18 protein-coding genes and 1 tRNA gene are annotated in these 23,190 nt (G+C 60.3%); 4 read left to right on the top strand and 15 right to left on the bottom strand.

Annotation, left to right across the window (positions count from 1 at the left end; genetic code table 11):
- Nucleotides 1–171 precede the first annotated feature (171 nt).
- The 3 genes from AC0ZWN_RS05860 to dibA form a co-directional block, all read right to left on the bottom strand.
- Complete coding sequence (locus AC0ZWN_RS05860; RefSeq protein WP_034151823.1) at nt 172–1,185, bottom strand: sulfate ABC transporter substrate-binding protein; 1,014 nt, start codon at nt 1,183–1,185, stop codon at nt 172–174.
- A 135-nt stretch (nt 1,186–1,320) separates the two neighbouring features.
- Nucleotides 1,321–1,503, bottom strand: a complete 183-nt coding sequence (oscA, locus tag AC0ZWN_RS05855) for a sulfur starvation response protein OscA (protein WP_034151822.1) — start codon at nt 1,501–1,503, stop codon at nt 1,321–1,323.
- A 237-nt stretch (nt 1,504–1,740) separates the two neighbouring features.
- Nucleotides 1,741–3,660, bottom strand: a complete 1,920-nt coding sequence (gene dibA / locus AC0ZWN_RS05850; protein ID WP_476334373.1) for a phosphodiesterase DibA — start codon at nt 3,658–3,660, stop codon at nt 1,741–1,743.
- 146 nt (nt 3,661–3,806) lie between these two features.
- Between dibA and desA the strand changes: the two genes are divergently transcribed.
- Both desA and AC0ZWN_RS05840 read left to right on the top strand, forming a co-directional pair.
- Complete coding sequence (gene desA, locus AC0ZWN_RS05845) at nt 3,807–4,991, top strand: delta-9 fatty acid desaturase DesA (RefSeq protein ID WP_034151820.1); 1,185 nt, start codon at nt 3,807–3,809, stop codon at nt 4,989–4,991.
- 143 nt (nt 4,992–5,134) lie between these two features.
- Nucleotides 5,135–6,124, top strand: coding sequence for a GGDEF domain-containing protein (locus AC0ZWN_RS05840; protein WP_476334372.1), 990 nt, complete (start codon nt 5,135–5,137; stop codon nt 6,122–6,124).
- A gap of 136 nt (nt 6,125–6,260) precedes the next feature.
- Here the strand turns inward: AC0ZWN_RS05840 and AC0ZWN_RS05835 are convergent, their stop codons facing one another.
- The 3 genes from AC0ZWN_RS05835 to gabD form a co-directional block, all read right to left on the bottom strand.
- Complete coding sequence (locus AC0ZWN_RS05835; protein WP_476334371.1) at nt 6,261–7,472, bottom strand: HDOD domain-containing protein; 1,212 nt, start codon at nt 7,470–7,472, stop codon at nt 6,261–6,263.
- 139 nt (nt 7,473–7,611) lie between these two features.
- Complete coding sequence (gabT, locus tag AC0ZWN_RS05830) at nt 7,612–8,889, bottom strand: 4-aminobutyrate--2-oxoglutarate transaminase (RefSeq protein WP_007917687.1); 1,278 nt, start codon at nt 8,887–8,889, stop codon at nt 7,612–7,614.
- Between the two features lie 184 nt (nt 8,890–9,073).
- The gene (gene gabD, locus AC0ZWN_RS05825) at nt 9,074–10,516 is read right to left on the bottom strand and encodes an NADP-dependent succinate-semialdehyde dehydrogenase (protein WP_093440380.1); all 1,443 of its coding nucleotides are present in this window, start codon (nt 10,514–10,516) and stop codon (nt 9,074–9,076) included.
- 442 nt (nt 10,517–10,958) lie between these two features.
- Here gabD and AC0ZWN_RS05820 point away from each other — a divergent pair.
- Nucleotides 10,959–11,035 (top strand) — tRNA-Arg (locus tag AC0ZWN_RS05820).
- A 77-nt stretch (nt 11,036–11,112) separates the two neighbouring features.
- On the opposite strand, the gene AC0ZWN_RS05815 is transcribed toward AC0ZWN_RS05820, so the two are convergent.
- The 5 genes from AC0ZWN_RS05815 to AC0ZWN_RS05795 all read right to left on the bottom strand — a co-directional run bounded on the left by AC0ZWN_RS05815 (nt 11,113) and on the right by AC0ZWN_RS05795 (nt 14,932).
- The gene (locus AC0ZWN_RS05815) at nt 11,113–11,379 is read right to left on the bottom strand and encodes a hypothetical protein (protein WP_460130502.1); all 267 of its coding nucleotides are present in this window, start codon (nt 11,377–11,379) and stop codon (nt 11,113–11,115) included.
- Between the two features lie 20 nt (nt 11,380–11,399).
- Nucleotides 11,400–11,996: a hypothetical protein gene (locus AC0ZWN_RS05810; protein WP_476334369.1), complete on the bottom strand. Its 597-nt coding sequence runs from the start codon at nt 11,994–11,996 to the stop codon at nt 11,400–11,402.
- A complete protein-coding gene (locus tag AC0ZWN_RS05805) occupies nt 11,993–12,574 on the bottom strand; it encodes an RNA polymerase sigma factor (RefSeq protein WP_476334499.1) in 582 nt (193 codons plus the stop codon). Before AC0ZWN_RS05805 ends, AC0ZWN_RS05810 begins: the two co-directional genes overlap by 4 nt.
- Before the next feature lie 30 nt (nt 12,575–12,604).
- The gene (locus AC0ZWN_RS05800) at nt 12,605–14,284 is read right to left on the bottom strand and encodes a vWA domain-containing protein (RefSeq protein WP_476334368.1); all 1,680 of its coding nucleotides are present in this window, start codon (nt 14,282–14,284) and stop codon (nt 12,605–12,607) included.
- A gap of 87 nt (nt 14,285–14,371) precedes the next feature.
- Nucleotides 14,372–14,932, bottom strand: coding sequence for a YbhB/YbcL family Raf kinase inhibitor-like protein (locus AC0ZWN_RS05795; protein ID WP_093440364.1), 561 nt, complete (start codon nt 14,930–14,932; stop codon nt 14,372–14,374).
- Between the two features lie 139 nt (nt 14,933–15,071).
- On the opposite strand from AC0ZWN_RS05795, the gene AC0ZWN_RS05790 reads away from it, so the two are divergent.
- Nucleotides 15,072–16,601 (top strand): FAD-dependent oxidoreductase, encoded by a 1,530-nt coding sequence (locus tag AC0ZWN_RS05790; protein ID WP_476334367.1) that lies wholly within the window; start codon nt 15,072–15,074, stop codon nt 16,599–16,601.
- A 102-nt stretch (nt 16,602–16,703) separates the two neighbouring features.
- Here the strand turns inward: AC0ZWN_RS05790 and pgaD are convergent, their stop codons facing one another.
- Genes pgaD through pgaA form a run of 4 tightly spaced genes read right to left on the bottom strand, consistent with a single transcriptional unit; the run spans nt 16,704 to nt 23,075 of the window.
- Entirely contained in the window at nt 16,704–17,231 is a 528-nt protein-coding gene (gene pgaD / locus AC0ZWN_RS05785; protein WP_476334366.1) for a poly-beta-1,6-N-acetyl-D-glucosamine biosynthesis protein PgaD, read from the bottom strand.
- A complete protein-coding gene (gene pgaC, locus AC0ZWN_RS05780; protein WP_460410048.1) occupies nt 17,228–18,583 on the bottom strand; it encodes a poly-beta-1,6-N-acetyl-D-glucosamine synthase in 1,356 nt (451 codons plus the stop codon). The genes pgaD and pgaC overlap by 4 nt, the downstream gene beginning before the upstream one ends.
- 1 nt (nt 18,584) lies before the next feature.
- Entirely contained in the window at nt 18,585–20,582 is a 1,998-nt protein-coding gene (pgaB, locus tag AC0ZWN_RS05775; protein WP_476334364.1) for a poly-beta-1,6-N-acetyl-D-glucosamine N-deacetylase PgaB, read from the bottom strand.
- A gap of 12 nt (nt 20,583–20,594) precedes the next feature.
- On the bottom strand, nt 20,595–23,075 hold the full coding sequence (gene pgaA, locus AC0ZWN_RS05770; RefSeq protein ID WP_476334362.1) for a poly-beta-1,6 N-acetyl-D-glucosamine export porin PgaA: 2,481 nt from the start codon (nt 23,073–23,075) through the stop codon (nt 20,595–20,597).
- Between the last annotated feature and the right edge of the window lie 115 nt (nt 23,076–23,190).

The raw sequence follows: 23,190 nt of genomic DNA, 5'->3' as shown, positions 1-23,190 counted from the left end.
AAGTCCTTGGTTAAAAAGCGATCCGCTGAACGCACCCATGTGGGAGCGAGCTTGCTCGCGAAGAAGGAGTATCAGCCAACTCCACGTCGTCTGACACTGCGCTTTCGCGAGCAAGCTCGCTCCCACATTTTCTGCGCCTGGCTTCAGGCTTGATGTGTGGCTGAAGTCAGATTACTGCGCCTGATAAATCTGGTCGAACACGCCACCGTCGTTGAAGAATTTCGGCTGCGCGGTTTTCCAGCCGCCGAAGTCCTTGTCGATGGTCACCAGTTCCAGTTTCGGGAACTGCTGAGCGTACTTCGCAGCCACGTCCTTATCACGCGGACGGTAGAAGTTCTTCGCGGCAATTTCCTGGCCGGCCGGGCTGTACAGGTGCTTCAGATAAGCTTCGGCGATCTGCTCGTTGCCCTTCTTCTCGGCATTCTTGTCGACCACGGCCACGGGTGGCTCGGCGAGGATCGACAACGAAGGCACGACGATGTCGAACTTATCGGCGCCGCCATCTTCTTTCAGTGCCAGGAACGCTTCGTTTTCCCACGCCAGCAACACGTCACCCTGACCGTTGTTGACGAAGGTAATGGTCGAACCGCGTGCACCGGTGTCGAGAATCGGCACGTGCTTGAACAGGGTCTGCACATATTCTTTGGCTTTGGCTTCGTCACCGCCGTTGGCTTTCAGGCCGTAGGCCCATGCGGCGAGGAAGTTCCAGCGCGCACCGCCGGAGGTTTTCGGGTTCGGGGTGATCACCGAAACATCGTTCTTGACCAGATCGCCCCAGTCCTTGATGCCTTTCGGGTTGCCTTTGCGCACCAGGAAGACGATGGTCGAGGTATACGGCGTGCTCGCTTCCGGCAGCCGCTTCTGCCAGTCGGCGGGCAGGGTCTTGCCGAGTTTGGCGATTTCGTCGATGTCGCCAGCCAGCGCCAGAGTCACGACGTCAGCCCGCAGACCGTCGATCACCGCGCGGCCCTGTTTGCCCGAACCGCCGTGGGATTGCTGGATTTTCACGGTGTCGCCGGCGTGATCTTTCTGCCAGAACTTGATGAATTCAGCGTTGTAGTCCTGATACAGCTCGCGCGTCGGGTCATACGACACGTTGAGCAGTTCGTAATCCTTGGCAACGGCGGAACCGGCAAACACAGCACTGGCCAGGGCGGCCAAAGCGTAACGGCGAATCGACGACATGGTGAAAGCTCCTGGAATTCTGGGTGGTGGCTTTTTCTTATGTATTTCGGGAATCGTGTTGTCGGTTCAAAGATCGCAGCCTTCGACAGCTCCTACGCACAGCCCCCTGTAGGAGCTGCCGCAGGCTGCGATCTTTTAGCCCGGTTGTTTGCCCGGTTGCTGCAAACGGAATTTCTCTTTGCGTTCGATCTGCACGACCTGGGCGTTGTGCACAGTGATCTCCACCGCGCCGAAACGCAGATCGCGCAGAGCGCTCTGGATTTCACGCAAGATGGTGGTTTCGTCCTGACCGTCAACGCTGCGAAGGGATGCGCTCATGGTGCTGCTCCTTTGAATGGGATTTGCCTGGCAGTGGGCGGCACTGCGTTCGGCGTGGGAGCAATATAAGAGAGGCGCAGATATTCTTAAAAAGACTATTTAAGAATGTTTATATAACTGAAAAACTGATCGTTCCCACGCGCAGCAAAGGAATGCAGCCGGCGGCGCTCTGCGCCGCGATTTTGGGCCGACGCAGAGCGCCCCTTTGCTGAGCGCAGGAACAAGTTTGCCCCTGTCTTAGCTAGCCATCGGAGTTCTCGCCCAATCAATCTCCTGCGCCGGAGCCGGTCGCCCAAACCAGTAGCCCTGCCCCAGATCACATTCCTGCTCAAGCAGAAACGCCGCCTGCTCAACCTGCTCGATGCCCTCGGCATGCACCTGCATGCCCATGCTTCGGGCCAGCGCGATGATCACCCGGACAATCGCCACGTCATCCTCATCCCACGGCAACCCGGTAACGAAACCCTGATCGATCTTCAGCTTCTGCACCGGCAAGCGCTTGAGCCGCAGCAGTGACGAGTAACCCGTGCCGAAATCATCAATGGCCAGGCGAATACCCAATTCGCGCAAACGGTGCATCTGCTCCAGCGCGACTTCCGGATCATCCATCACTGCACTTTCAGTGACTTCCAGCTCCAGATATGCCGGATCCAGTCCGGTGTCGTGCAGCACCTGCGCCACCTGCTGGTACAACTCGCGCCGGGCAAACAGGCGCGACGAGACATTCACTGCGACAAACGACAACACCACTCCGGCCTGCTGCCATTGGCACATTTGCCGACACGCCTGCTGCATGACCCAGGCGTCGATGTCAGCGATCAAACCGGTGCGTTCGGCAATCGGGATGAACTCCGCAGGCGAGACCAGACCGCGTTGCGGATGCTGCCAGCGCACCAACGCTTCAACGCCAATCAAGCGACTGGTTTTCAAGTCATGCACCGGTTGGTAATAAACTCGTAGTTCCTGTTGCTCCAGCGCCCGGCGCAACTCGAATGCGATCTCCACACGTTGCTGGGCGTGGGCGGTGAGTTCTTCGGTATACAAGGCATAACCGTTGCGGCCGCTGCTCTTGGCCTTGAACAGCGCCGCATCGGCATTGCGCAACAGTTGCTCGGCGCTTAGCGCGTCGCTGGGGAACAGGCTGATGCCGAGGCTGGCGTTGATGAACAACTGATTGCCATCAATGCTGAACGGCTCCTTCAGCGCATCGAGAATCCGTTGCGCCAGCGCCGCTGCCTGCACCGGCTGTGGACAACTCTCTGCCAACACCGCGAACTCGTCGCCGCCCAGGCGCGCCAGGGTAATACCGGGGCCAAACAGTTCTTGCAGGCGCGCCGCGACTGCCTTGAGCAAGCGATCGCCGACGTTATGGCCAAGGCTGTCGTTGATCATTTTGAAATGATCGAGATCGAGCATCAGTAACGCGCAGCCGCGCTTGTGGATCTGCGCCGAAGCCAGCGCCTGCTCGGCGCGGTCGCTGAACAGCAGGCGATTGGGCAGATCGGTCAGCGGATCGTGGTGCGCCAGGTGTTTGAGTTCATGCTCGGAATCCTTGATGGCGCTGATATCGGAAAACACCGCAACGTAATGGCTGAGCCGGCCCTGATCATCGTGAATGACCCGGATGGTTTGCCACTGTGGATAAATCTCGCCGCTTTTACGCCGGTTCCAGATCTCGCCGCTCCACTCGCCCTGCGACTCCAGGGTGGCGAACATCGCTTGGTAGAAGCCGGGCGGATGATGGCCGGACTTGAACAGGCTCGGCTGCTGCCCGAGGACTTCTTCACGCCGATAACCGGTGATCTCGATAAACGCCCGATTGACGTGCACGATCAGCCCTTGGTGATTGGTGACCAATACCCCTTCGCGGGTGCAATCGAACACGGCCGCCGCTTGACGCAGGCGTTCGCGATCAGCGTGGCGCTCGCGCAACCGCGCACCGATTCCGAGAAACTCGCACAAGCGCGCCCGCGCCAGAAAGATCAGCCCGGCGCTGAGCGCCGCAAACACGTAACCGTTGATCAGTTGCCATCGGGCAAGATCGACGGAGTTATCGAAGAAATTGTTTAATAAATGATCAGTACCTTGCAGCCAGACAGCGGCAAGCACGAGATAGAGCAGCGCTGCACGCAAAGCATCGCGGTAAGTGGCACGCATTCGGCTGTCCATGTCCCTACAAAAAGGTTGGAATTATAGGTCAAGAAACATCCAGCGACTCTTATCTGAAAGGGCGACTGGTTTTATCTGTGTGCTTGGTGATAATGCAACGGCTGTTTTTATCTTTATCGAGGGCCCTATAGCCTATGTGGTACGAAGGTTTTCTTGGCTTGTCGGCCTGGTCTCTGGTCGCGGTCACCCTGTTGATGACCCACGTGACGATTGTTGCCGTCACGGTCTATCTGCACCGTTACTCGGCCCATCGCTCGCTGGAGCTGAATGCTGGCCTGAAGCACTTTTTCCGTTTCTGGCTGTGGCTGACCACGGCGCAGAACACCCGCGAGTGGACCGCCATCCACCGTAAGCATCACGCCAAGTGCGAAACCGAAGATGACCCGCACAGCCCGGTCATCAAAGGCCTTTCCACCGTACTTCGCACCGGCGCCGAGCTGTATCGTGCCGAAGCGCAGAACCCGGAAACCCTGCGCATCTACGGCAAGAACTGCCCCGAAGACTGGATCGAACGCAACGTCTACAGCCGCTACCCGCTGCTGGGCGTGGCGATCATGGGCGTCATCGACCTCCTGCTGTTCGGCACCATCGGTATCACCATCTGGGCGATCCAGATGATGTGGATCCCGGTGTGGGCCGCTGGCGTGATCAATGGCCTGGGCCATGCCGTCGGCTATCGCAACTTTGAATGCCGCGATGCGGCGACCAATCTGGTGCCTTGGGGCATCCTGATCGGCGGCGAAGAACTGCACAACAACCATCACACCTACCCTAATTCGGCCAAGCTGTCGGTGAAAAAGTGGGAGTTCGACCTCGGCTGGGCATGGATCAAAGTCTTCTGCTTCCTGCGTCTGGCCAAGGTCCAGCGTGTCGCGCCAATTGCCCACCGTGTCGAAGGCAAGGGCAATCTGGACATGGACACCGCGATGGCCATCCTCAACAACCGCTTCCAGATCATGGCCCAGTACCGCAAGCTGGTAATCGGCCCGCTGGTCAAGCAAGAGCTGGCCAAGGTCGATCATTCGGTGCGTCACCAGTTCCACCGCGCCAAACGTCTGCTGTCGCGGGAAACCAGCCTGCTGGAAGATCGCCATCACTTGCGCATCCAGACCATGCTCGAGCACAGCCAGGCGCTGAAGGTAATCTACGAAAAACGCCTGGCCCTGCAGCAGATCTGGGTCAAGACCAGTGCAAATGGCCACGACATGCTCGCGGCCATCAAAGAGTGGATTCACGAGGCAGAAGCCAGCGGCATCCAGTCCCTGCGCGAATTTGCTGATCAGTTGAAAACCTACTCGTTGCGTCCTGCAGCGGTCTGAGACCGTTGATCGGTGCACCCGGCTCCCGGGTGCACCCTTCGGAACTTCGCCAAAAATCGCCTATCTCAAAGACACTTCGCCATCCCGGCGGGCTGTACTGTGGCCGTTGTCGAATTGCGGCACGTCCTTTGAGATCTGTGCCGATGGTCAACAACAATCAAAAAGACTCATCCTTCCCGCAGTGGCCCGAAGCCGCGCAAACCCTCATGGCGTTGATGCACGCCCAAGGTGAAGTCGCTCGACTGAGCGAACGCGAGCAGCTGTTCAGCTCCTTGCTGGTCAGCGTCAACGCCGTGCTCTGGGCCTTCAACTGGGAAACCCGGCAGGTGCTGTACGTCAGCCCCGCCTATGAACGGATTTTCGGCCGTTCCGCCGGCCTGCTGCTCGCCGACTACAACCAGTGGCGCGACAGCATCTACCCCGACGATCTAGACTACGCCGAACGCAGCCTCGCCGAAGTCCTGCACAAAGGCGCGGTGGAAGATCGCGAATACCGGATCATCGCCGCCGACGGCCAGGTGCGCTGGCTCAGCGACAAATGCTTCATCAACCGTCAGGACGAACCCGGTCAGCCGGTGATCATCGTCGGCATCGCCGAAGACATTACTGAAAAGAAGCAGATGGAAACCGAGCTGCACCGTTTGGCGACTACCGACGTGCTGACACAAAGCAGCAATCGCCGGCACTTCTTCGAGTGCGCCAATCGCGAGTTCGAAGTAGCGCGGGTGCAGGGCGCGCAAATGGCCTTTCTGCTGCTGGATATCGATGATTTCAAAATGATCAACGACACCTACGGTCATCCCGAAGGCGACAACGTGTTGCAGCGGATTGCCGAGTGCGGGCGCGGGTCATTACGTCGAGGAGATCTGTTCGGGCGGATTGGCGGCGAAGAGTTTGCAGCGGTATTTCCCGGTTGTGCGCCGGACATGGCCATGCAAGTGGCGGAACGGCTGCAGCAGGAGATTCAACGGTTGAGTTTCAGCCATGATGGCCAGACGTTCGGTATCACCGTCAGCCAGGGGTTGACCAGTCTGACCGAGACCGACGACAGCCTCGACAGCCTGTTCGCCCGCGCGGATGCGGCGATGTATGAGGCCAAGCGACAGGGCAAGAACCGCATTATTTCTGCCTGACCCGTATCTCAGCTACACAGAGATCCATTGTAGGAGTGAGCCTGCTCGCGATAGCGGAGTGTCAAACGAACCGTTGGTGTCTGACACTCCGCTATCGCGAGCAGGCTCACTCCTACAGGGGTTTGCGTAAGTCAGGTTATTTGCGCATCCGCATCAATTCCGGCAAGCCAATCTTCAGCAACCGCGCCGTGCGACTCTTCGCCAGTTCCTCAACGCCTTCATGCTCGGTCAGATGCGCCATCTGCGCCGCCATGTTCATCACCAACGCCTCACGGGAATACACCCCGCCGCCGAGTTGGTAGACCGACGCAATCAGCTCCCGCAATTCCAGCGGCAGGCGCCATCGGGTACGCAACGCCGAACCATAAGCCGCACCAAACTCGGCCAGCGCGTCGCCCACCTCCTCCCACTCATCCAGCTCTCCACCGGCCTGTTTCCACTCCTGCAGACAACGCAACAACGCCAGATCACCCAGGCGATGCAGCATGCCCGCGCAGTAGCAGCGTTCCTGATCGAGATCGAGCAGCCGCGCGAGGGTGCGCGCATATTCAGCAGTGTGCAGCGACAACCCCCAGTAACGTTCGGCATAGTCCGCCAGACATGGATCGCTGAGCCTGGCGCTACGCTTGAGTGCCAGCCCCAGAATCAGGTTCATGCTCTGCCCGGTGCCCAGCCGATGCAGGGCCTGCGCCAGTGTCTGCACCGGCGCGCCATGGTGCTGCGCCGCGCTGTTGGCCGCAGCGATCAGCACCGCCGTGATTTGTGGGTCGGTCTTGATCTCATCTTCCAACAGCTTCAGATCGAGGCCATTGGGATTGAGGCTGCGCTTCACCGCCACCTGCACATCGGTCATCAACGGCGCACCGTCAGCCTGCTCACGACGTCGCTCGAGAAACACCGACAAGGTCATGCCCGGCGCCAATGCCGGTACTTCACAGAAAACCTCTTCACCGGCATTCAGCAGCAAGCCCTGCAAACGCTCGGTCAGGCTTTCCATGTTCAGTGGTTTGGTCAGATAGGCCGTCGGCGCCAACGGAATCGCTTCGCGCACGCTGGCGCTGTCGTTACGGCTGCTCATCAGGATGAACGGCAACGGCGGGTTGCGTTTGCGCTGACGCACGCTGCGCAGCACGCTCAAACCATCGATGCCGGGCAACTCCCAATCAACGATCGCCAGGTCATACGGCACTTCACTGAGCAATGACAGGGCTTGCTGCCCGTCGGCGCACAAGTCTATCCGCGCATCGCAACGCACGTTCAGGAGCACTTGTTTGAGCAGGTCCCGGGACCACGGATCGGCCTCGGCAATCAGCACTCGGGGTACGGCGGGTAAATCAACGGCAGTCATGCGCGCTCTCCCTTGCAATGCCTGAACCTTAGCCAATGCTGGCCATTCGATACAGCGCTAAAGCAATTGATAGGTTCACGGGGCGAAAAAAACCCGCCGAAGCGGGTTTTTTTGTCTATCCGATCACACAGTGCGCGGCTTACAGCTCCGAGAAGCACTCTTCGATGATCGCCAGACCTTTGTCCAGTTGCTCGTCCGGCGAGGTCAGCGGTACGAGGACGCGCAGAACGTTGCCGTAGGTGCCGCAGGACAGCAGGATCAGGCCCTTGTCGCGCGCCTTGGCCACAACGGACGCTACAGCGGCGGCGTTCGGCTTGTGGCTGTCGCCGTTTTCGAACAGCTCGACCGCGATCATCGCGCCCAAGGCACGGACTTCGCCGATCACCGGATACTTGGCCTGGATAGCTTTCAGGCCAGTAACCAGACGCTCGCCGACAGCCTTGCAGCGGTCCAGCAGTTGCTCTTCTTCGAACACTTCCATCACCGCCAGCGCAGCGGCGCAAGCGATCGGGCTACCGGCGTAAGTGCCGCCCAGGCCACCCGGGGCGATGGCGTCCATGTATTCGGCCTTGCCGCACACACCGGCCAGCGGGAAGCCGCCTGCGATGGATTTGGCGAAAGTGGTCAGGTCGGCAGCAACGCCCATCTGCTCCATGGCGAAGAAGGTGCCGGTACGGCCAGCGCCAGTCTGTACTTCGTCAGCGATCAGCAGGATGCCGTGCTGGTCGCACAGGGCACGCAGACGCTTCATGAACTCTTTCGGCGCAACGTAGAAACCACCTTCACCCTGCACAGGTTCGATGATGATCGCGGCGATGTCTTTCGGCTCAGCGTCGTTCTTGAAGATGCGTTCGATGGAAGCGATCGAATCATCGATGCTCACGCCGTGCAGTTCGTTCGGGTACAGCGCGCGGAAGATGCCGCCTGGCATCAGGCCCATGCCGGCCGAGTACGGCACGACTTTACCGGTCAGGCCCAGGGTCATCATGGTGCGACCGTGGTAAGCGCCGGTGAAGGCGATCACGCCAGCGCGGCCAGTGGCGGCACGGGCGATTTTCACGGCGTTTTCAACGGCTTCGGAACCGGTGGTGACCAGCAGGGTTTTCTTGGCGAAATCACCTGGCACCTTGGCGTTGATTTTCTCGCACAGCTCAACGTACGGCTCGTAAGCCAGTACCTGGAAGCAAGTGTGAGTCAGCTTGTTCAGCTGTTCGGTCACGGCGGCGATGATTTTCGGGTGCACGTGGCCGGTGTTCAGTACCGCGATACCGCCGGCGAAGTCGATGAATTCACGACCTTCAACGTCAGTCACGGTGGCGTTCTTCGCCGATTCAGCGAAGATCGGGTGAATCTGGCCAACACCACGTGGAACAGCTGCGGTACGACGGGCCATCAGTTCAGCGTTAGTCTTGCTCATTACAGTCCTCATTCGCCGCTCATCGGGCGGCGTGGTTCAAGGATTAGCGGGAGAAATCGACGGTGGCAGCATGCGATGATCGACTGCCACGGCGTTCCTGGCCGCAGAGAAAATTCCGGTTTGAAACGACGCAAAGGGACAGCGCTCTCGTGCCCTTTGCGTTTGCAGCGGTCTCTTACAGGGCTTAGATGCCCAGGCAGAGGTATTTGATTTCCAGGTAATCTTCGATGCCGTACTTGGAGCCTTCACGGCCCAGGCCCGAGGCCTTGATGCCGCCGAACGGCGCGACTTCGTTGGAGATCAGCCCGGTGTTGACGCCAACCATGCCGTATTCCAGCGCTTCCGCGACACGGAACACACGACCGAGGTCGCGAGCGTAGAAGTAGGAGGCCAGGCCGAACTCGGTGTCGTTGGACATCGCGATCACTTCGGCTTCATCTTTGAAGCGGAACAGCGGCGCCAGTGGACCGAAGGTTTCTTCCTTGGCCACAGCGGCGTTTTTCGGCACGTTGGTGAGGATGGTCGGCTCGAAGAAGTTACCTTCCATTGGCTTGCCGCCAGCCAGCACGGTGGCGCCTTTGGCTACGGCATCAGCAATGTGCTCTTGCACCTTGGCCACGGCTTTTTCGTCGATCAGTGGGCCAGTGGTGGTGCCGTCTTCCAGACCGTTGCCGATCTTCAGTTTCGCCACCGCCACTTTCAGCTTCTCGGCGAACGCGTCGTAGACCGAATCCTGAATGTACAGACGGTTGGCGCAGACGCAGGTCTGGCCGTTGTTGCGGTACTTGGAAATGATCGCGCCTTCGACGGCCTTATCCAGGTCCGCGTCGTCGAACACGATGAACGGCGCGTTGCCGCCCAGTTCCAGCGAGACTTTCTTGATGTCCTTGGCGCATTCCGACATCAGTTGACGACCGATTTCGGTCGAACCGGTGAAGGACAGTTTGCGCACGATCGGGTTGCTGGTCAGCTCGCTGCCGATGTCGCCAGCGCTGCCGGAGACCACGCTGAACACGCCCGCAGGAATACCCGCGCGCTGGGCCAGTTCGGCCAACGCGAAAGCGGAAAACGGAGTTTGCGAAGCAGGCTTGAGCACCATGGTGCAACCGGCAGCCAGTGCTGGACCGGCCTTACGGGTGATCATCGCCGCCGGGAAGTTCCACGGGGTGATCGCGGCGGTCACGCCGATTGGCTGCTTGATCACGATCAGGCGTTTGTCTGGCTGGTGGCCCGGAATCACGTCACCGTAGATGCGCTTGGCTTCTTCGGCGAACCACTCGATGAACGAAGCGGCGTAAACGATTTCGCCCTTGGCTTCGGCCAGCGGCTTGCCCTGTTCGAGGGTCATCAGGCGTGCGAGGTCGTCCTGGTTCTCGATCATCAGTTCGAACCAGCGACGCAGCTTGCCGGCACGCTCTTTGGCGGTCAGGGCACGCCAGGCCGGCAGCGCCTTGTCAGCAGCTTCGATGGCACGGCGGGTTTCGGCAGCGCCCATTTTTGGCACGGTACCGAGGATTTCGCCGGTGGCCGGGTTGTTGACCTTGATCGTCTGACCGTTGTCCGCATCGACCCAAGCGCCATCAATGAAGGCTTGCTGGCGGAACAACAGGGTGTCTTTAAGCTGCATGTCGGCTTTCCTTAACAGCACCGCGGCCTGCGCGGAGCAAATTATGATTGTAGAAAGGCGCCTCGCAAGGCTGCCGTCAGGGAAATCAGTGACCGGGCGTGGCGCATCAACCGTGCACGATTCGAAACACCGGCGCTTCAACGCCCGGTCAACGAGCGTTTGAAATCTCAAACGGATCGTAGGATCAAAGGGGGTAAAGGACAATAGGTCGTTCGAAAAAAAGAACAAAAACGCCGCGTTTGTGGAATTTTTCAGATCAACGAGCCAAAAGTCCCCGCCGCAGGAAAACCTTAGATCAACCCTGCCAAAGCGCCAAGCGAGGGTTTTGCAGGACGTTACCGCTTTATGGAATGCAGCGCTTTCTGCCGACACGCGCACTGACAATACCCGCCAAAACCCGGCATGGACGCCCCGAGTCGACCTAGGTATGATGTCGCCCGCTGCACCAGTAGCTCAGCTGGATAGAGTACTGCCCTCCGAAGGCAGGGGTCGTGGGTTCGAATCCCGCCTGGTGCACCATTGATTTAAACGAGAAAGCCCCGGACTGTGATGGTCCGGGGCTTTTTTGTGGGTGACGCAAATGGACCGGAACGACGTTACTCCGTCGTCCAGTCGAACTCGTCGTAATCATCGTCATCCTCTTCCTCCTCAACCTCTTCAAAAACGTCGTCTTCATCAACGACATCCTCTTCCGGCTGATTCAGCAGAAATTCCTTACGCGTCTCGGTAATCGCTCGCCGCATCTCTTCGCCCTTCTCCGGGCAGTTGAGCAGTTGGGCGATGCGGTCAATTTTTGCTGCCACGTTGTCCTCCAGCGCATCGGCAATGCCCCGATAGTGCGCGTTTTTGCGGGGCAATGCCAAATGGCTGAGGGGTCAGGCGGTCATTTTTTCTGCAGCTGTTGGAGTCGGGCGTCGAGATCGGTGTTCGGGTAGCGTTTGTGCAGGTTGTTGAACAGGCTGTCGGCGGCTTGCGACTGGCCGGATTCGCGCAGGCGCAGGACTTCGCGCAGTTGTGCGTCGAGGCCGTTGGCCGGGGCGGTGGCGCGTTTGCTGAATTTGGCTTCATCGGCGCTGATGGCTTGATCTTGCATCGGCGCCGCCATTTCCATCATCGGCGCAGGTGCCGGCATGGCGCCGGCCGGAGCGGACAATCGGTGCAGTTGCGCTGAGTCCGTGTCGGTCATCGGTACGGCAAGCTCGGGGGCTGGCGCGTAGTCATACTGGCGCAGCGGTTCAGGGGCGCGCTGTACCAGCGATAACATCAAAGCCACGCCGACGAGACTGGCGAACGCAACTTGCCAGCGTGGTTTGCGACATAAATCCGCCCAGCGTTGCCACAGGCTTGGTTTCGGCGCAGGGGTTTGACGCTGCGCAGCGTTGAGGATGAACGCATCAAGGTGCGCTGGCGGTTCGGCATTGTGCTGTTCGCGCACATGCTTGATCAGCGAATCTTCGGGTGTCTGGCGGGCGTCAGTCATGTCAGTACCTCCTCGGCCAGCAGCCGACGCAGTTTTTGCTGGGCATAGCGCAAGCGGCTTTTGACGGTTTCCAGCGATGTTTCGGTGAGGCTGGCGATTTGTGCCAGGTCGAGGTCGCCGTGGGCGCGCAGCAAGAACACCTCGCGCTGGTCGGCGGGCAGGGTTTGCAGGGCGCTTTCCAGACGCTGGCTATCACGACTGAGGCTGAGCAGTTGTTCGGGATCGTTCGCCTCATCGGTGACAGCGTGATTTTGCTCGTCATAGCTGTCATGCAGCGGTTGCCGGGCGCCGTGTTTGCGCCAGTGGTCGATCAGGCGATTACGGGCAATCTGGAACAACCACGTCCGAAATGTCGCCCGCCCTTGTGGCTGACTGCTACTGCGGATCAGGCTCAACCAGGTTTCCTGAAACACCTCGTCGGCCAGTTCCGGTTTGCCGCTCAAACCGAGCAGAAACCGGTACAAACCCTGACGATGGCGCGCGTACAAGATCTCGAACGCCGCGCTGTCGCCCTCGCGATAACGCGCCAGCAGCGATTCGTCGCTGCTGGCAGTTGAGCTGTCTGCCGAGGCAAACAGCTGACTGATGAAGCCTTTCAGACGACTCACTTATTCAATCCGTCGTTCAGTGGGCTGTGCGCTCGCTACAGTTGAGTTGCGCAAGCTCTGCGCCAGCTCGACCAGTTGCACGAACTCGTTACGCAGGCCAAAGCGATCATCGCCACGCGCGCCACGGGCCAGTGTCTCCGTATCTTTCAGGCTGAAGTCGCCGGTGTAACGACCATCCTTGAGCTGCTGGGAAAACGCGGCAACTGCAGCGGCAAAGCGCAGGTCTTCGCTGGCAGGCGTGACCCGATTGGCAATCGGCCGCTCGATCAGCAAACTTTTCCCACCTTCAGGCTGTTGATAACGCACACGCAGCATTGCCAATTCCCCGCTCTTTGCCGAAACAGCGGCGTCAGATTTGCCGTAACGCAACGGCTCCAGCCAGCCCTTTTCGCCCGCCGGAACAATTTCGTACAGCGCGGTCACCGTGTGTCCTGCGCCGATTTCGCCGGCATCGACTTTGTCATTGCTGAAATCCTCACGCTTCAACGCACGGTTCTCGTAGCCGAGCAGGCGATATTCGCTGACCTGCGCCGGGTTGAATTCCACCTGCAGTTTGACGTTTTGCGCCACCACGGCGAGGGTCGAGCTCAACTGATCCACCAATACTTTGCGTGCCTCGCGCAGATTGTCGATGTAGGCGTAGTTACCGTCGCCTGCGTCGGCCAGTTGTTCCATCAAGTGTTCATTGTAGTTATCCACACCGAAACCCAGGGTCGTCAGCGAAATCCCGCTTTTGCGTTTATCCACAGCCATTTGCTTGAGGCTGGCGAAGTCGCTGACGCCGACATTGAAGTCACCATCAGTGGCCAGGAGGATGCGGTTGATGCCTTTGGGGATGAAGGCTTGCTGTGCCATTTGGTAGGCCAATTCGATGCCTGAAGCGCCGGCGGTCGAACCGCCTGCAGTCAATTGCTCAATGGCTGTACGAATTTTCGCTTTTTCACGTCCAGAAGTCGGCTCCAGCACCACTCTCGATTCGCCGGCATACACCACCAACGAAACGCGATCCTGATCACGCAACTGATCGACCAGTAATTTCAGCGTGCTTTTGACCATCGGCAGGCCTTCGCGGCGATCCATCGAGCCGGACACGTCGACCAGAAATACCAGATTGGCCGGGGCCAGTTCCGCCACGGCTCGGTCGGAGGCCTTGATGCCGATGCGCAGCAAGCGCGTGTGCGGGTTCCACGGTGAAGCGGCCAGTTCGGTGGTCACGCCGAAGGGCGAGCCATCACTGGGCAGCGCGTAGTCGTAGGGGAAGTAATTGACCAGTTCCTCCAGGCGCACCGCACCTTCCGGTGGCAGTCGACCTTGATTGAGCAAGCGCCGGACATTAGCGTACGCACCCGTGTCGACATCAGCGCTGAAGGTTGAAACCGGGGTTTCGACGACACTGTGGATCGGGTTGTCGGCCAGTTTTTGATATTGCTCGCGCGGCTCGTCACGGTAGCCCTGTGGATAACTGTCTGCAGCCGGCATCGCCGCGAAACTGGCGATGGGCGCAGGATAAGCCATACGCTTGGCCATCGCCCCACCGGCCATGACTGCTTCCTGCTGAACCAACACCTCAGGCTCCTCCGGCGCTGGCACAGCAGCAGAATCGGGTGTGGACGAAGCACCGCAACCGGCGAGCGCCAGCAGCACACCAACCGCAACAGGACGCAAAAGAGAATGAGACATGGGGGCTGACCTCGGGATGATTTTGATCATTCATCCCCTGAGACGGGCAGCCCTTTCAGTTCGGGTTAAACGCCGCTAAAAATATTCTCAGCGGTGATAACGGCGCACCGCACTGCTGTTGCGCAGCACATGGCCTTTGATTTTTTCCATCAGCTCGGCGCGGGTCAGACCGGCGGGCAAGGCGTCCGGGGCCAGATCCAGCGCGTAGATCTGGATGATGTAGTGGTGCGCACTGTCGCCCACTGGCGGGCACGGCCCCATGTAATGGGTGTTGCCCTTGCTGTTGGTGCCGCCGAGACCTTCGAGCGCGGATTTGGCACCGACGCCCGCTGCAATCTGGTGCGTGGTGGCTTTGATGCCGTAATGAATCCAGTGATCGACGCCCAGGCCTTTCTGGCCATCCGGGTCGTGCATGACGATCGCGTAGCTCTGGGTGCCGACAGGTCCAGCGTTCCAGCTCAGCGCCGGCGACTGGTTCTTGCCGCCGCAACCGGGCGCATCGCTGGCCGCGGCCGAGGTGAACAGGCGGTTATCGGAAACACCCGGGATGTTCAGGGTGAAACGCTCCTGGGCCTGCGCCGGAAACTGCACGCAAAGGGTGACGGCGAGAGCCGCCAGCCATGGGTTGAGAGAGGTCAATCGGGTCATTCCGGGAGCACCTTGTGCAGTTGGGCCGTCGTCGGCTTGCAAACTATAGCTGTACCGTTCGCGCCGTGGCAGTAGCAAATGGCTGAACCTCGCACTACCGCGCAAACTCACAAGAGAAATGCCCGCGAGGAAGCCGATCATGCCAGTGCACCGTGTCGCCCGTATCGCCGATGTCCCAGAAGACCGTGGCCTGCAAGTTGAAATCGGCGCGTGCAAGATCGTGCTGCTGCGCGCCGGTGGGCAATTACGTGCCTATCAGGGCGAATGCCCACATGCCGGCGCACCGCTGGCTGACGGTGCGTTGTGTCACGGACGGCTGATTTGCCCTTGGCACAAGGCTGCGTTTCGCGCCGAGGATGGTGCGTTGTGCGAGCCCCCGGCGCTCGACAGCCTCAAGCGCTATCCGCTGGAGCTGCGTGGCGACGAGGTTTGGGTCGATGATCAGCCGTTGCCCGACCCGCATACGCCGCCGGCGGACGATTCGCGCACTTTCGTGATTGTCGGTGCCGGCGCGGCAGGTACAGCGTGCGCGGTGGCGTTGCGGGAAAAGGGTTTCGGTGGCCGGATCGTGATGATTGATCACGAGCCGGGGGCGGGTTACGACCGTACGGTGCTGAGCAAATTTGTCCTTGCCGGGGAGATGCCACCGCAAGAAATACCGCCGCTGCGTGAAGATGATTTCTATAAAGACCAGCGCATTGAACGTCAACAAGGCGAAATCAGCGCAATCGACGCGCCGAACAAAACCTTGCACCTTATCGACGGCCAGACGCTGAGTTATGACGCCGCGGTGCTGGCCACTGGCGGTGAGCCCAACTCGCTGAAGTTACCCGGCGCCGACCTGCCTCAGGTGTTCGTTTTACGCTCAAAAACTCAGGCAGAGCAGATCATGAGCTCAGCCAGACCGGAGCAACGCGCGGTGATCATCGGCGACAGCTTCATCGCCCTCGAATGCGCATCGGCCCTACGCCAATATGGCCTCGACGTCACGGTACTGGCTCGCCACGCGATTCCCTTCGCTGCACAATTCGGTGAAGCCGTGGGCAAGGCGATCCGCGCGCTGCACGAACAGAACGGGGTGAAGTTCATCACCGAACACGCAGCCACCGAGATCATCGGCGATGGCAAAGTCGAGGCCGTATTGCTGGACAATGGCCTGCGTCTTTCGGCGGATCTGGTACTGGCCGGGATCGGTGTGCACCCGGCCACCGAGGCCTTCGCGTCACTGCCGAGGGAAAAAGATCAGTCATTGCGCGTCGATGACGGTATGCGCGTTACGGACGGCCTGTGGGCGATCGGCGACATCGCTACTTTCCCGTTTCACGGCCAGCCGAAACGCATCGAACACTGGCGCCTGGCCCAGCAGCATGCGCGAATCGCGGCTGCCAATATGCTGGGTGGCGAGGAGCATTACCTCGATGTGCCGTTTTTCTGGACCTGGCACTTCGGCAAGAATTACGACTACCTCGGCCACGCCGAACACTGGGATGAAGTGGAGTTTCTCGGCGAACCCGAAAATCCGCCCTTTATCGGTCTGTTCGGCAGAAACGGTGTGCTGGTCGCTGCAGTCGCCTGCGAAGAAGAACGTGCAATGGCGCTGTTGGCCGAACGGATGAAGCAACCGCTGGCAATGGAAGAGGCCTGGACATTGATCCGCGATTACGCTTGATCGTTCCCACGCTCTGCGTCGGAATGCAGCCCGTGACGCTCCGCGTCACTGGACGCAGAGCGTCCCTAGAGGCATTTCCACGCGGAGCGTGGGAACGATTAGTTAACGGGGAAGGGGTTCGCGATTATCGTCATCTTCAGCATGCAGAAAGATCACCCGCGGATGCTCCAGTGGTGCCAGCGGCGGTGGCAACTCCTGCGGATGAACCGGCCAGAAATGTGTCACCACATGGCTGATGTCACCCTCCTGATCGTTATGAATGGTCATCACCCCAGGCGTGCGCAGTTTCTGAAAGCGCTCATCGCAGAGTTTGAAACTCTTGCTCAGCCCTTCATCGTCAATCACCGGCGATGGCAAGCGGCGCTGGGCGAAGCTGCGGCTTTTGCGATGCTGATAGCGCGCCCAGGAAATCAGAATCACCGCGTTGACCAAGGCAATCCACAGATAAATCTGCAAGGTGCCCAGCGCGTCGAACGCCGATTTATCAAGCAGCGGCCCGCCCGCGTGAGTCTCAATAAGCGGCCACAAGCCACGGATCAGCAGAAACAGCAGGCCAACCCAGGCAATGACCGTAAGGATCACGTCGATCACGACCAGAAAGGGCCGCTGGCGGGTCCGGATGATTTTCATTTGATAACCTCCTCTTCGTCGTCGCCAATCGGTTTGATGCCGCGGTCAGGGCTGACCCAACGCGCACGTTTCTGATGTTGGCCGAACAAGACTTTCGGGAAGCTGACCAACGTGGTCAGCAGGCTGATTAGCCAGAACACCAACGGATACCAGACCACCCAGAACATCGTGCGGCCCAATCCCGGCTCATAGCGCCGATCGATGACGATGCTTACCGCGAACTGCACCAGGCAGACGAAGGCCAGCAGCAACCCGGTAAATGCCGGCGGCATCAGGTGATCCACCGCGATCGCCTCCGGCATGACCACAAATTTGCCAACGGCCCAGAAGATCACCGACAACAGGAAGGTGAACGCCCAACCGGTCGACAGGCAGTATTCGAACAGCAGCGGCCACAGGTAACGGTGACGGTACTGCCAGATACCACGAATGTTTTTGAACAGCACTTCGGCACCGCCCTGCGCCCAGCGCAGTCGTTGCTTCCACAGACCGCCGAGGGTTTCCGGCATGAGGATCCAGCACAGCGCGCGCGGCTCGTAGAAGATGCTCCAGTGGTCGAGTTGCAGCTTCCAGCTGATATCGATGTCTTCGGTGATCATGTCCGGGCTCCAGTAACCGACGCGGTTCAACGCGGTACGGCGGAACGCGACGATCACCCCGGAGACGGTAAAAATCCGCCCGAATACCCGTTGCGTGCGCTTGATCAAGCCGATGATCGATGAGAACTCGCCGACCTGCACCCGCCCGACCAGCGTCGAGCGCGTTCGGATCCGCGGGTTACCGGTCACCGCGCCAAGGCGTGCGTTATCCAGCATCGGTGCGACCAGATAGGCTGCGGTGTTCGGCGCCAGCAGCGCATCACCGTCGATGCATACCAGATACTCGCTGCGCGCTGCGATAGCGCCCATGCGCAAGGCGACGGCTTTGCCCTGGTTTTCCGCCAGGTGCAGCACGCGCAGGCGCGGATCTTCCTTGGCCAGCGCATCCAGCACTTGCGCGGTGTTGTCCTTCGAGCCGTCGTTGATCGCGATAACTTCGATGTTCGGATAATGCTGGGCCAGCGCCGCGTGGATCGTATCGGCGGCATTGTCGCCTTCGTTGTAGCAAGGGATCAGGATCGAGATCAGCGGCTCGCCTTCCAGTGGCGGTGGCAGGGTGTCGTCCTGCCACGGCCAGTGGCGCTCCCAGTGCAGCCAGAAATACAGGCCACCGGCAATCCACAACCCGGACATGAACAGCGGGTAGAAGAACACGAAGTCCATCAGGAACTGCCCGGTGACCAGGAAGATCAGCCCCAGCGGCACGCCGAGGACGAGCGCCAGAACAAGCAGGGCTAACAGTCTATCCAGCATGTTATGGATTCCATTTGTTGGAGAGTGCAGGCCTTACGGTTTTCAGGTCCGGCAGGTTGTCGAGGAAGTTGTCCGGGTAGTAACCGAAACTGGTCGCGCCCTGACGCTTGAGACGGCCCATCCAGTCCGCCAGATGTGCGCCGTCGATGTCGGCCTGATCCTTTTTCGTCCAGTCGCGGGCCTGCAATTCGAACACCGTGCGGTTCAGGGCTCCGGGGCGCTTGCTGACGGTTTGCACCAGGGTTTCCAGCCACGGGCCGGACTCGGCCTGGGTTTGTTTTTCCATGAGCGGCATGGCCATCGGCGCGGTCCAGTCATAGGTCTGCAGGAAATCGTCGAGGTTCTGTGCGTACCAGGCTTCGCTGCCGGGATTGAGCATCGGCTCGGCGAAAATATTGCGTGCGGTCAGCACCTGCGGGCCCCGAATGGCGCGGACTTTAGCGGTCAGCTCGTTGGTGAAGTCGATCAGGTAGCGGCTCTTGAACCGCGTCCATCGCTGCAGGGCCGCCGGATCATCGCGCAGGGCGGCAATTGAACCTGGCAAACCGTGGGCGACGTAGGCTTTCAACGCTTCGGGGCCGGCGTCCTCGAAGTCCGACAGAATCGCATCGTCGTGATAGAGGATGCCGTCGACCGAGGTCAGCCGCGCCACGTCCTCGTAGATTTCGCCGATGATCCGCCGCACCTCCGGATCGAACGGTGACAGGCGTTGGTACTGATCCGGATCGATTGCGGTGGTGCCGGTTTTCGGATCCCAGCGCGTGACACGCGGCAGCTTCGCATCAAGGCCGAAACTCAGCACCGGCATCCACGCAAACACCTTCACATTGGCGCGAGTACGCAGTTGCCAGGCCACGCGGTCGAAAATATCCGCACGTACCGGCAAGTGACGGTTGGGAAAGTACAGCGAGTGCACCAGACCATCGCCCTGCGGATCGGCAAAGGCTTGCAGGAACACCGTGTTGGCGCCCATGTCGGCCATGCGCTGCACCAGTTTTCCGAGGTTGATGTCCTGTTGTGCCGGATCCGGGTCGTAGACGTTGTCCAGATCAACGTGCACCACACGCATGACGAAATCCGACTGCACGTCGACGATGCTATTGGAGAAAACCTCGCCGTCGGGATCGGAGGAAACCAGGAAGCGCGGGCTGCTCATCAGGTTGTCGAGGGCGTCGAGACCGTCGTCCAGCGTCAGGGCCATTTCGTAGCCCTCCTCGCCGACCACGGTCAGCGATGTGCCATCCGCCGCACCATACGGCCAGACCCAGACGCGTGGTTTCTTGCCGGTGACCTTGCGGATTTTTTCCGAGATGTTGTTCACGTCGATGCGAATCCGTGCCTGGAAATCGGCCTCGGACTCATAACGTTTGGTCACCGGGTCATAGCGCCGGGTCGCAGCAGCAGGCTGCAGGTTGCCCTGCGGGTTGGCCAGGATCCCTTTGTGGTTGGCGTCGGTGTGCGCGGCAATTTCCACCAGGCCGGATTGCGAGATTTCGCGCACCTGTTCCCAGGTCAGGAAGTCGGAACGCGCACGCGGCGCACCGGCAAAATCCACCGGTTGATTGAGCGGCGTGTCGATCCAGACGCCGACCGGGGCCAGCAAGGCGTGCCAGTTGTAGGCACGCAGCACCGGCAGCACGCGAGTGTAAAAGCTCGAATAGCCGTCGTCGAAACTGAGCAGGATCGCTTTCGCCGGCAGCTCCGGGCCGCCCTTGCGCGCGGCCATGATCTGGTCGACCGTCACCGGTTTGTAGCCGTTCTCGCGCAGCCACGCGAGCTGCTCGATCATGCGCTCGGTGCGCACCGCCACCACGGCCTGATCGGGATCGCGGTCTTCAACATCGTGATAGGCGATGCCGAGCACGTGATTTTTCGGCCACGGTTTTTCGCTGGCCGCCAGCGGACGCTCGGATGGCGGCGCAAAGGCCGGAGCTTGCTGGGCGCAGGCGCTGACCAGCAGCGCTCCCAGCAGAAGGATGAAACGCGAAATCAAAGGCATCTTCAAACTCTTCTAGAAGCGGAAAGTGAGGTCGACGAGCAGACGCAGATCGGTCTCCCGATCACCGTCGTAAGGCCGGTTGATCACACTGAACAAACCGCCCACCTCGAACACGTCGTTCCAGGCATAACGCTGGCCGTAACCGAGCAGGGCCATGCCGCCGGTGCCGTGCTCACGCTGGCTGTACGTGCCTGCACCGGCCTGGAATTGTTGGCTCCAGGAGGTTTCGTAGCGGTGGTAGAGCACGTGATTGACGTTGACCAGCGGCATCACGCTGAAGTCGGATTTGGGGTTGAAGTACGGCACGTCATCGGACTTGGAGTTGTGGCTGGTACCGACTTCCAGACCGGCGTCGACCTGCACGTTCGGCGCGCTGTAGACGCCCTCGCGGCCAGTGAGCAAGGCTTCAACGCGGTTGTTGCCGTCGCTGAAGTGCGACGGGCTTACCGACAGGCGCCACTCGCGGCTTTCGTTGGCACGCCAGCGAATGAAACCGCTGCCGCCATTGGCCTTGATGTCACTGTTGAGCGCACGCAATGGCGTCTCGGCCGAAAGGTATTCGAGGCTGCCGCCGTACTGCCAGTGGTCATTGAAGTCGCGCGCGATCGCCAGACGCGCGCCCTGTTTGTCGCCGAACCCGTAATCGTGATTGGACACCTCGGCTTCAAGGGTCATGTCACGAGTGCGGCGCTCCAGGCCGACACGCTGAAAGCGGTGGTGCCCGGTGCCTTCGGCGAAGTCGCCGGTGGCATACCCGGCCCCGGCGAACACGCGCCAGTCTTCATCGATCGGCGGGCTGTACAGGGTGGTCTGGATACCAAAATCGCGGCTGCCACTGACGGCTCCGGCATCGCCACTGCCGCCGCCATTGGCCTTGCCGCCGTAGGCTTCAACGCGCAGTTCGGACATGTCATGCACTTCGCGCTCGCGCGCTGCACGCTGGACCTGACGGTTATCAGGGAAACGCGCGACCACGTCATCGGTCAGCGCATCCATCTGCCGCCATTCCTGCAGCGTCATCGCCGTGCGCGCCTGCGCGACTTCCAGGCCCATGCCGCGCGGCACCATGCTCTCGGTTTCCTTGAGCTGGATTTCCGCACGGCGCGGCCATTGCCGCGCCAGATACAGGTCAGCCTGGGCCAGACGCAGGCCGACATTGCCGGGGGCCTGATCGACCAGCGTCTGCAAGCGTTCTTCGCTGTGGGGCAAGTCGGAACCATAGGTCCCGGCCTGCGCGGCCAACTGCTGGGCGTCCATCCATTCATGGTTGGGATTGCCGATGGGCAAACCTTTGAGTTCGACACGCGGACGCTGGGACTTGGCAGCGTCCTCGGCGACTTTGCGCGCTTCATCGGCACGGTAGCTTTCCAGCAATGCGTAATACAGCGCGGTGGTGTCTTCGAGGCGATCACCGACATCAGCGTCCGGCGCCGACAGCACCTGGCGATACAAGTCCGCGGCGACTTCCGGTTCACGTTGATCCAGATACGACGCCGCTACCCAGCGCAAGGCGTAAGTCGGAATCTTCACACCTTCGGCTTGCAGCTTCTGGTACTCAGTGATGACGTCGGCCGTGCGTACCCTGGCCTTGAGTGCGCCCATGCGGTCGATGCGCCAGCGAATGACGTCGTCGTGAGCTGTGGCGTCGGGTGTCCAGGTGGCGAGCAGTTTGTCGTAATCGACCAGCGCACGGTCGGCGATGACGTAGCGTTCTTTTTCGCTGCGGGTGGCGAGTTCGGCGAGACGCACGCGCTCGGCGGCCAGATCACCTTCGAGGCGACGCAACGTGACCGGATCGATCAACCCCGGACGCTGATTGGCCAGACGCAGCGCCGGTTCCGGCAAACGCGCCTTTTGCAGAGCAACCACGTATTCGCGAGCGACTTGCGGCTTGCTGCCGGCGCGCTTGAAGGCCTGATCGTATTCGAACAGGGCATCGTAAGGTTTGTTGTCACGGGTCAGGGCATAGCCCAAGGCGAGACGGCGCGACGGATCATCAGGTTTGGCCGCCACCAGCGCTTTGGCGCGGGTCACCGCTTCGTCGGGCTTGCCGGCGTCAGCCTGAGTCAGGGCCAGGCCCAGTTGCAGATCGGCGTTATCCGGCTCCAGCGCCAGGGCCTTGTTGTAGACCTGAGTCGCCTGGTCCCAGCGCTTGAGGTTGCGATAGGCACGGGCGGTGGCGGTCAGCGCCTGAACCGGCAGGACGCGGTCGCGGCCCTGGATTTCATAAACCTGCACCACTTCGGCATCGAGGCCGGCCCAACTGGCGATTTGCAGGTGATCGCTGATCTGCCCGGTGGTCGACTGGCCGGGTAGCACCTGCCGCAAAACCGTTAGCGCAGGCGTGGTTTGCCCGGCGCGAGCATCGCGCACCATCTGATCGTAGGGTGTGTCGGCAAACGCCAGCGCCGGCCAGAGCAATTGGCTGCACAGCGCGACTCGGAACAAAGGGCGTAAACCACGATGCAATACAGGAACATCAATACGCGGCATTCGTCAGCATCCTTACATGGCCAGCCGGGTCGCAATGCCCTCCTTGCCCATTCGTAACGGTGGCCGCCAATGCACATGCAACGGCCAAGCTTAGTCAGGCAGTTTTGCACGCAAG

The sequence above is a fragment of the Pseudomonas sp. 3B-A001-10F genome (assembly GCF_056313565.1).
The sequence above is the reverse complement of the archived record's forward strand: the minus strand, read 5'-3'. Positions and strand labels throughout refer to the sequence as shown.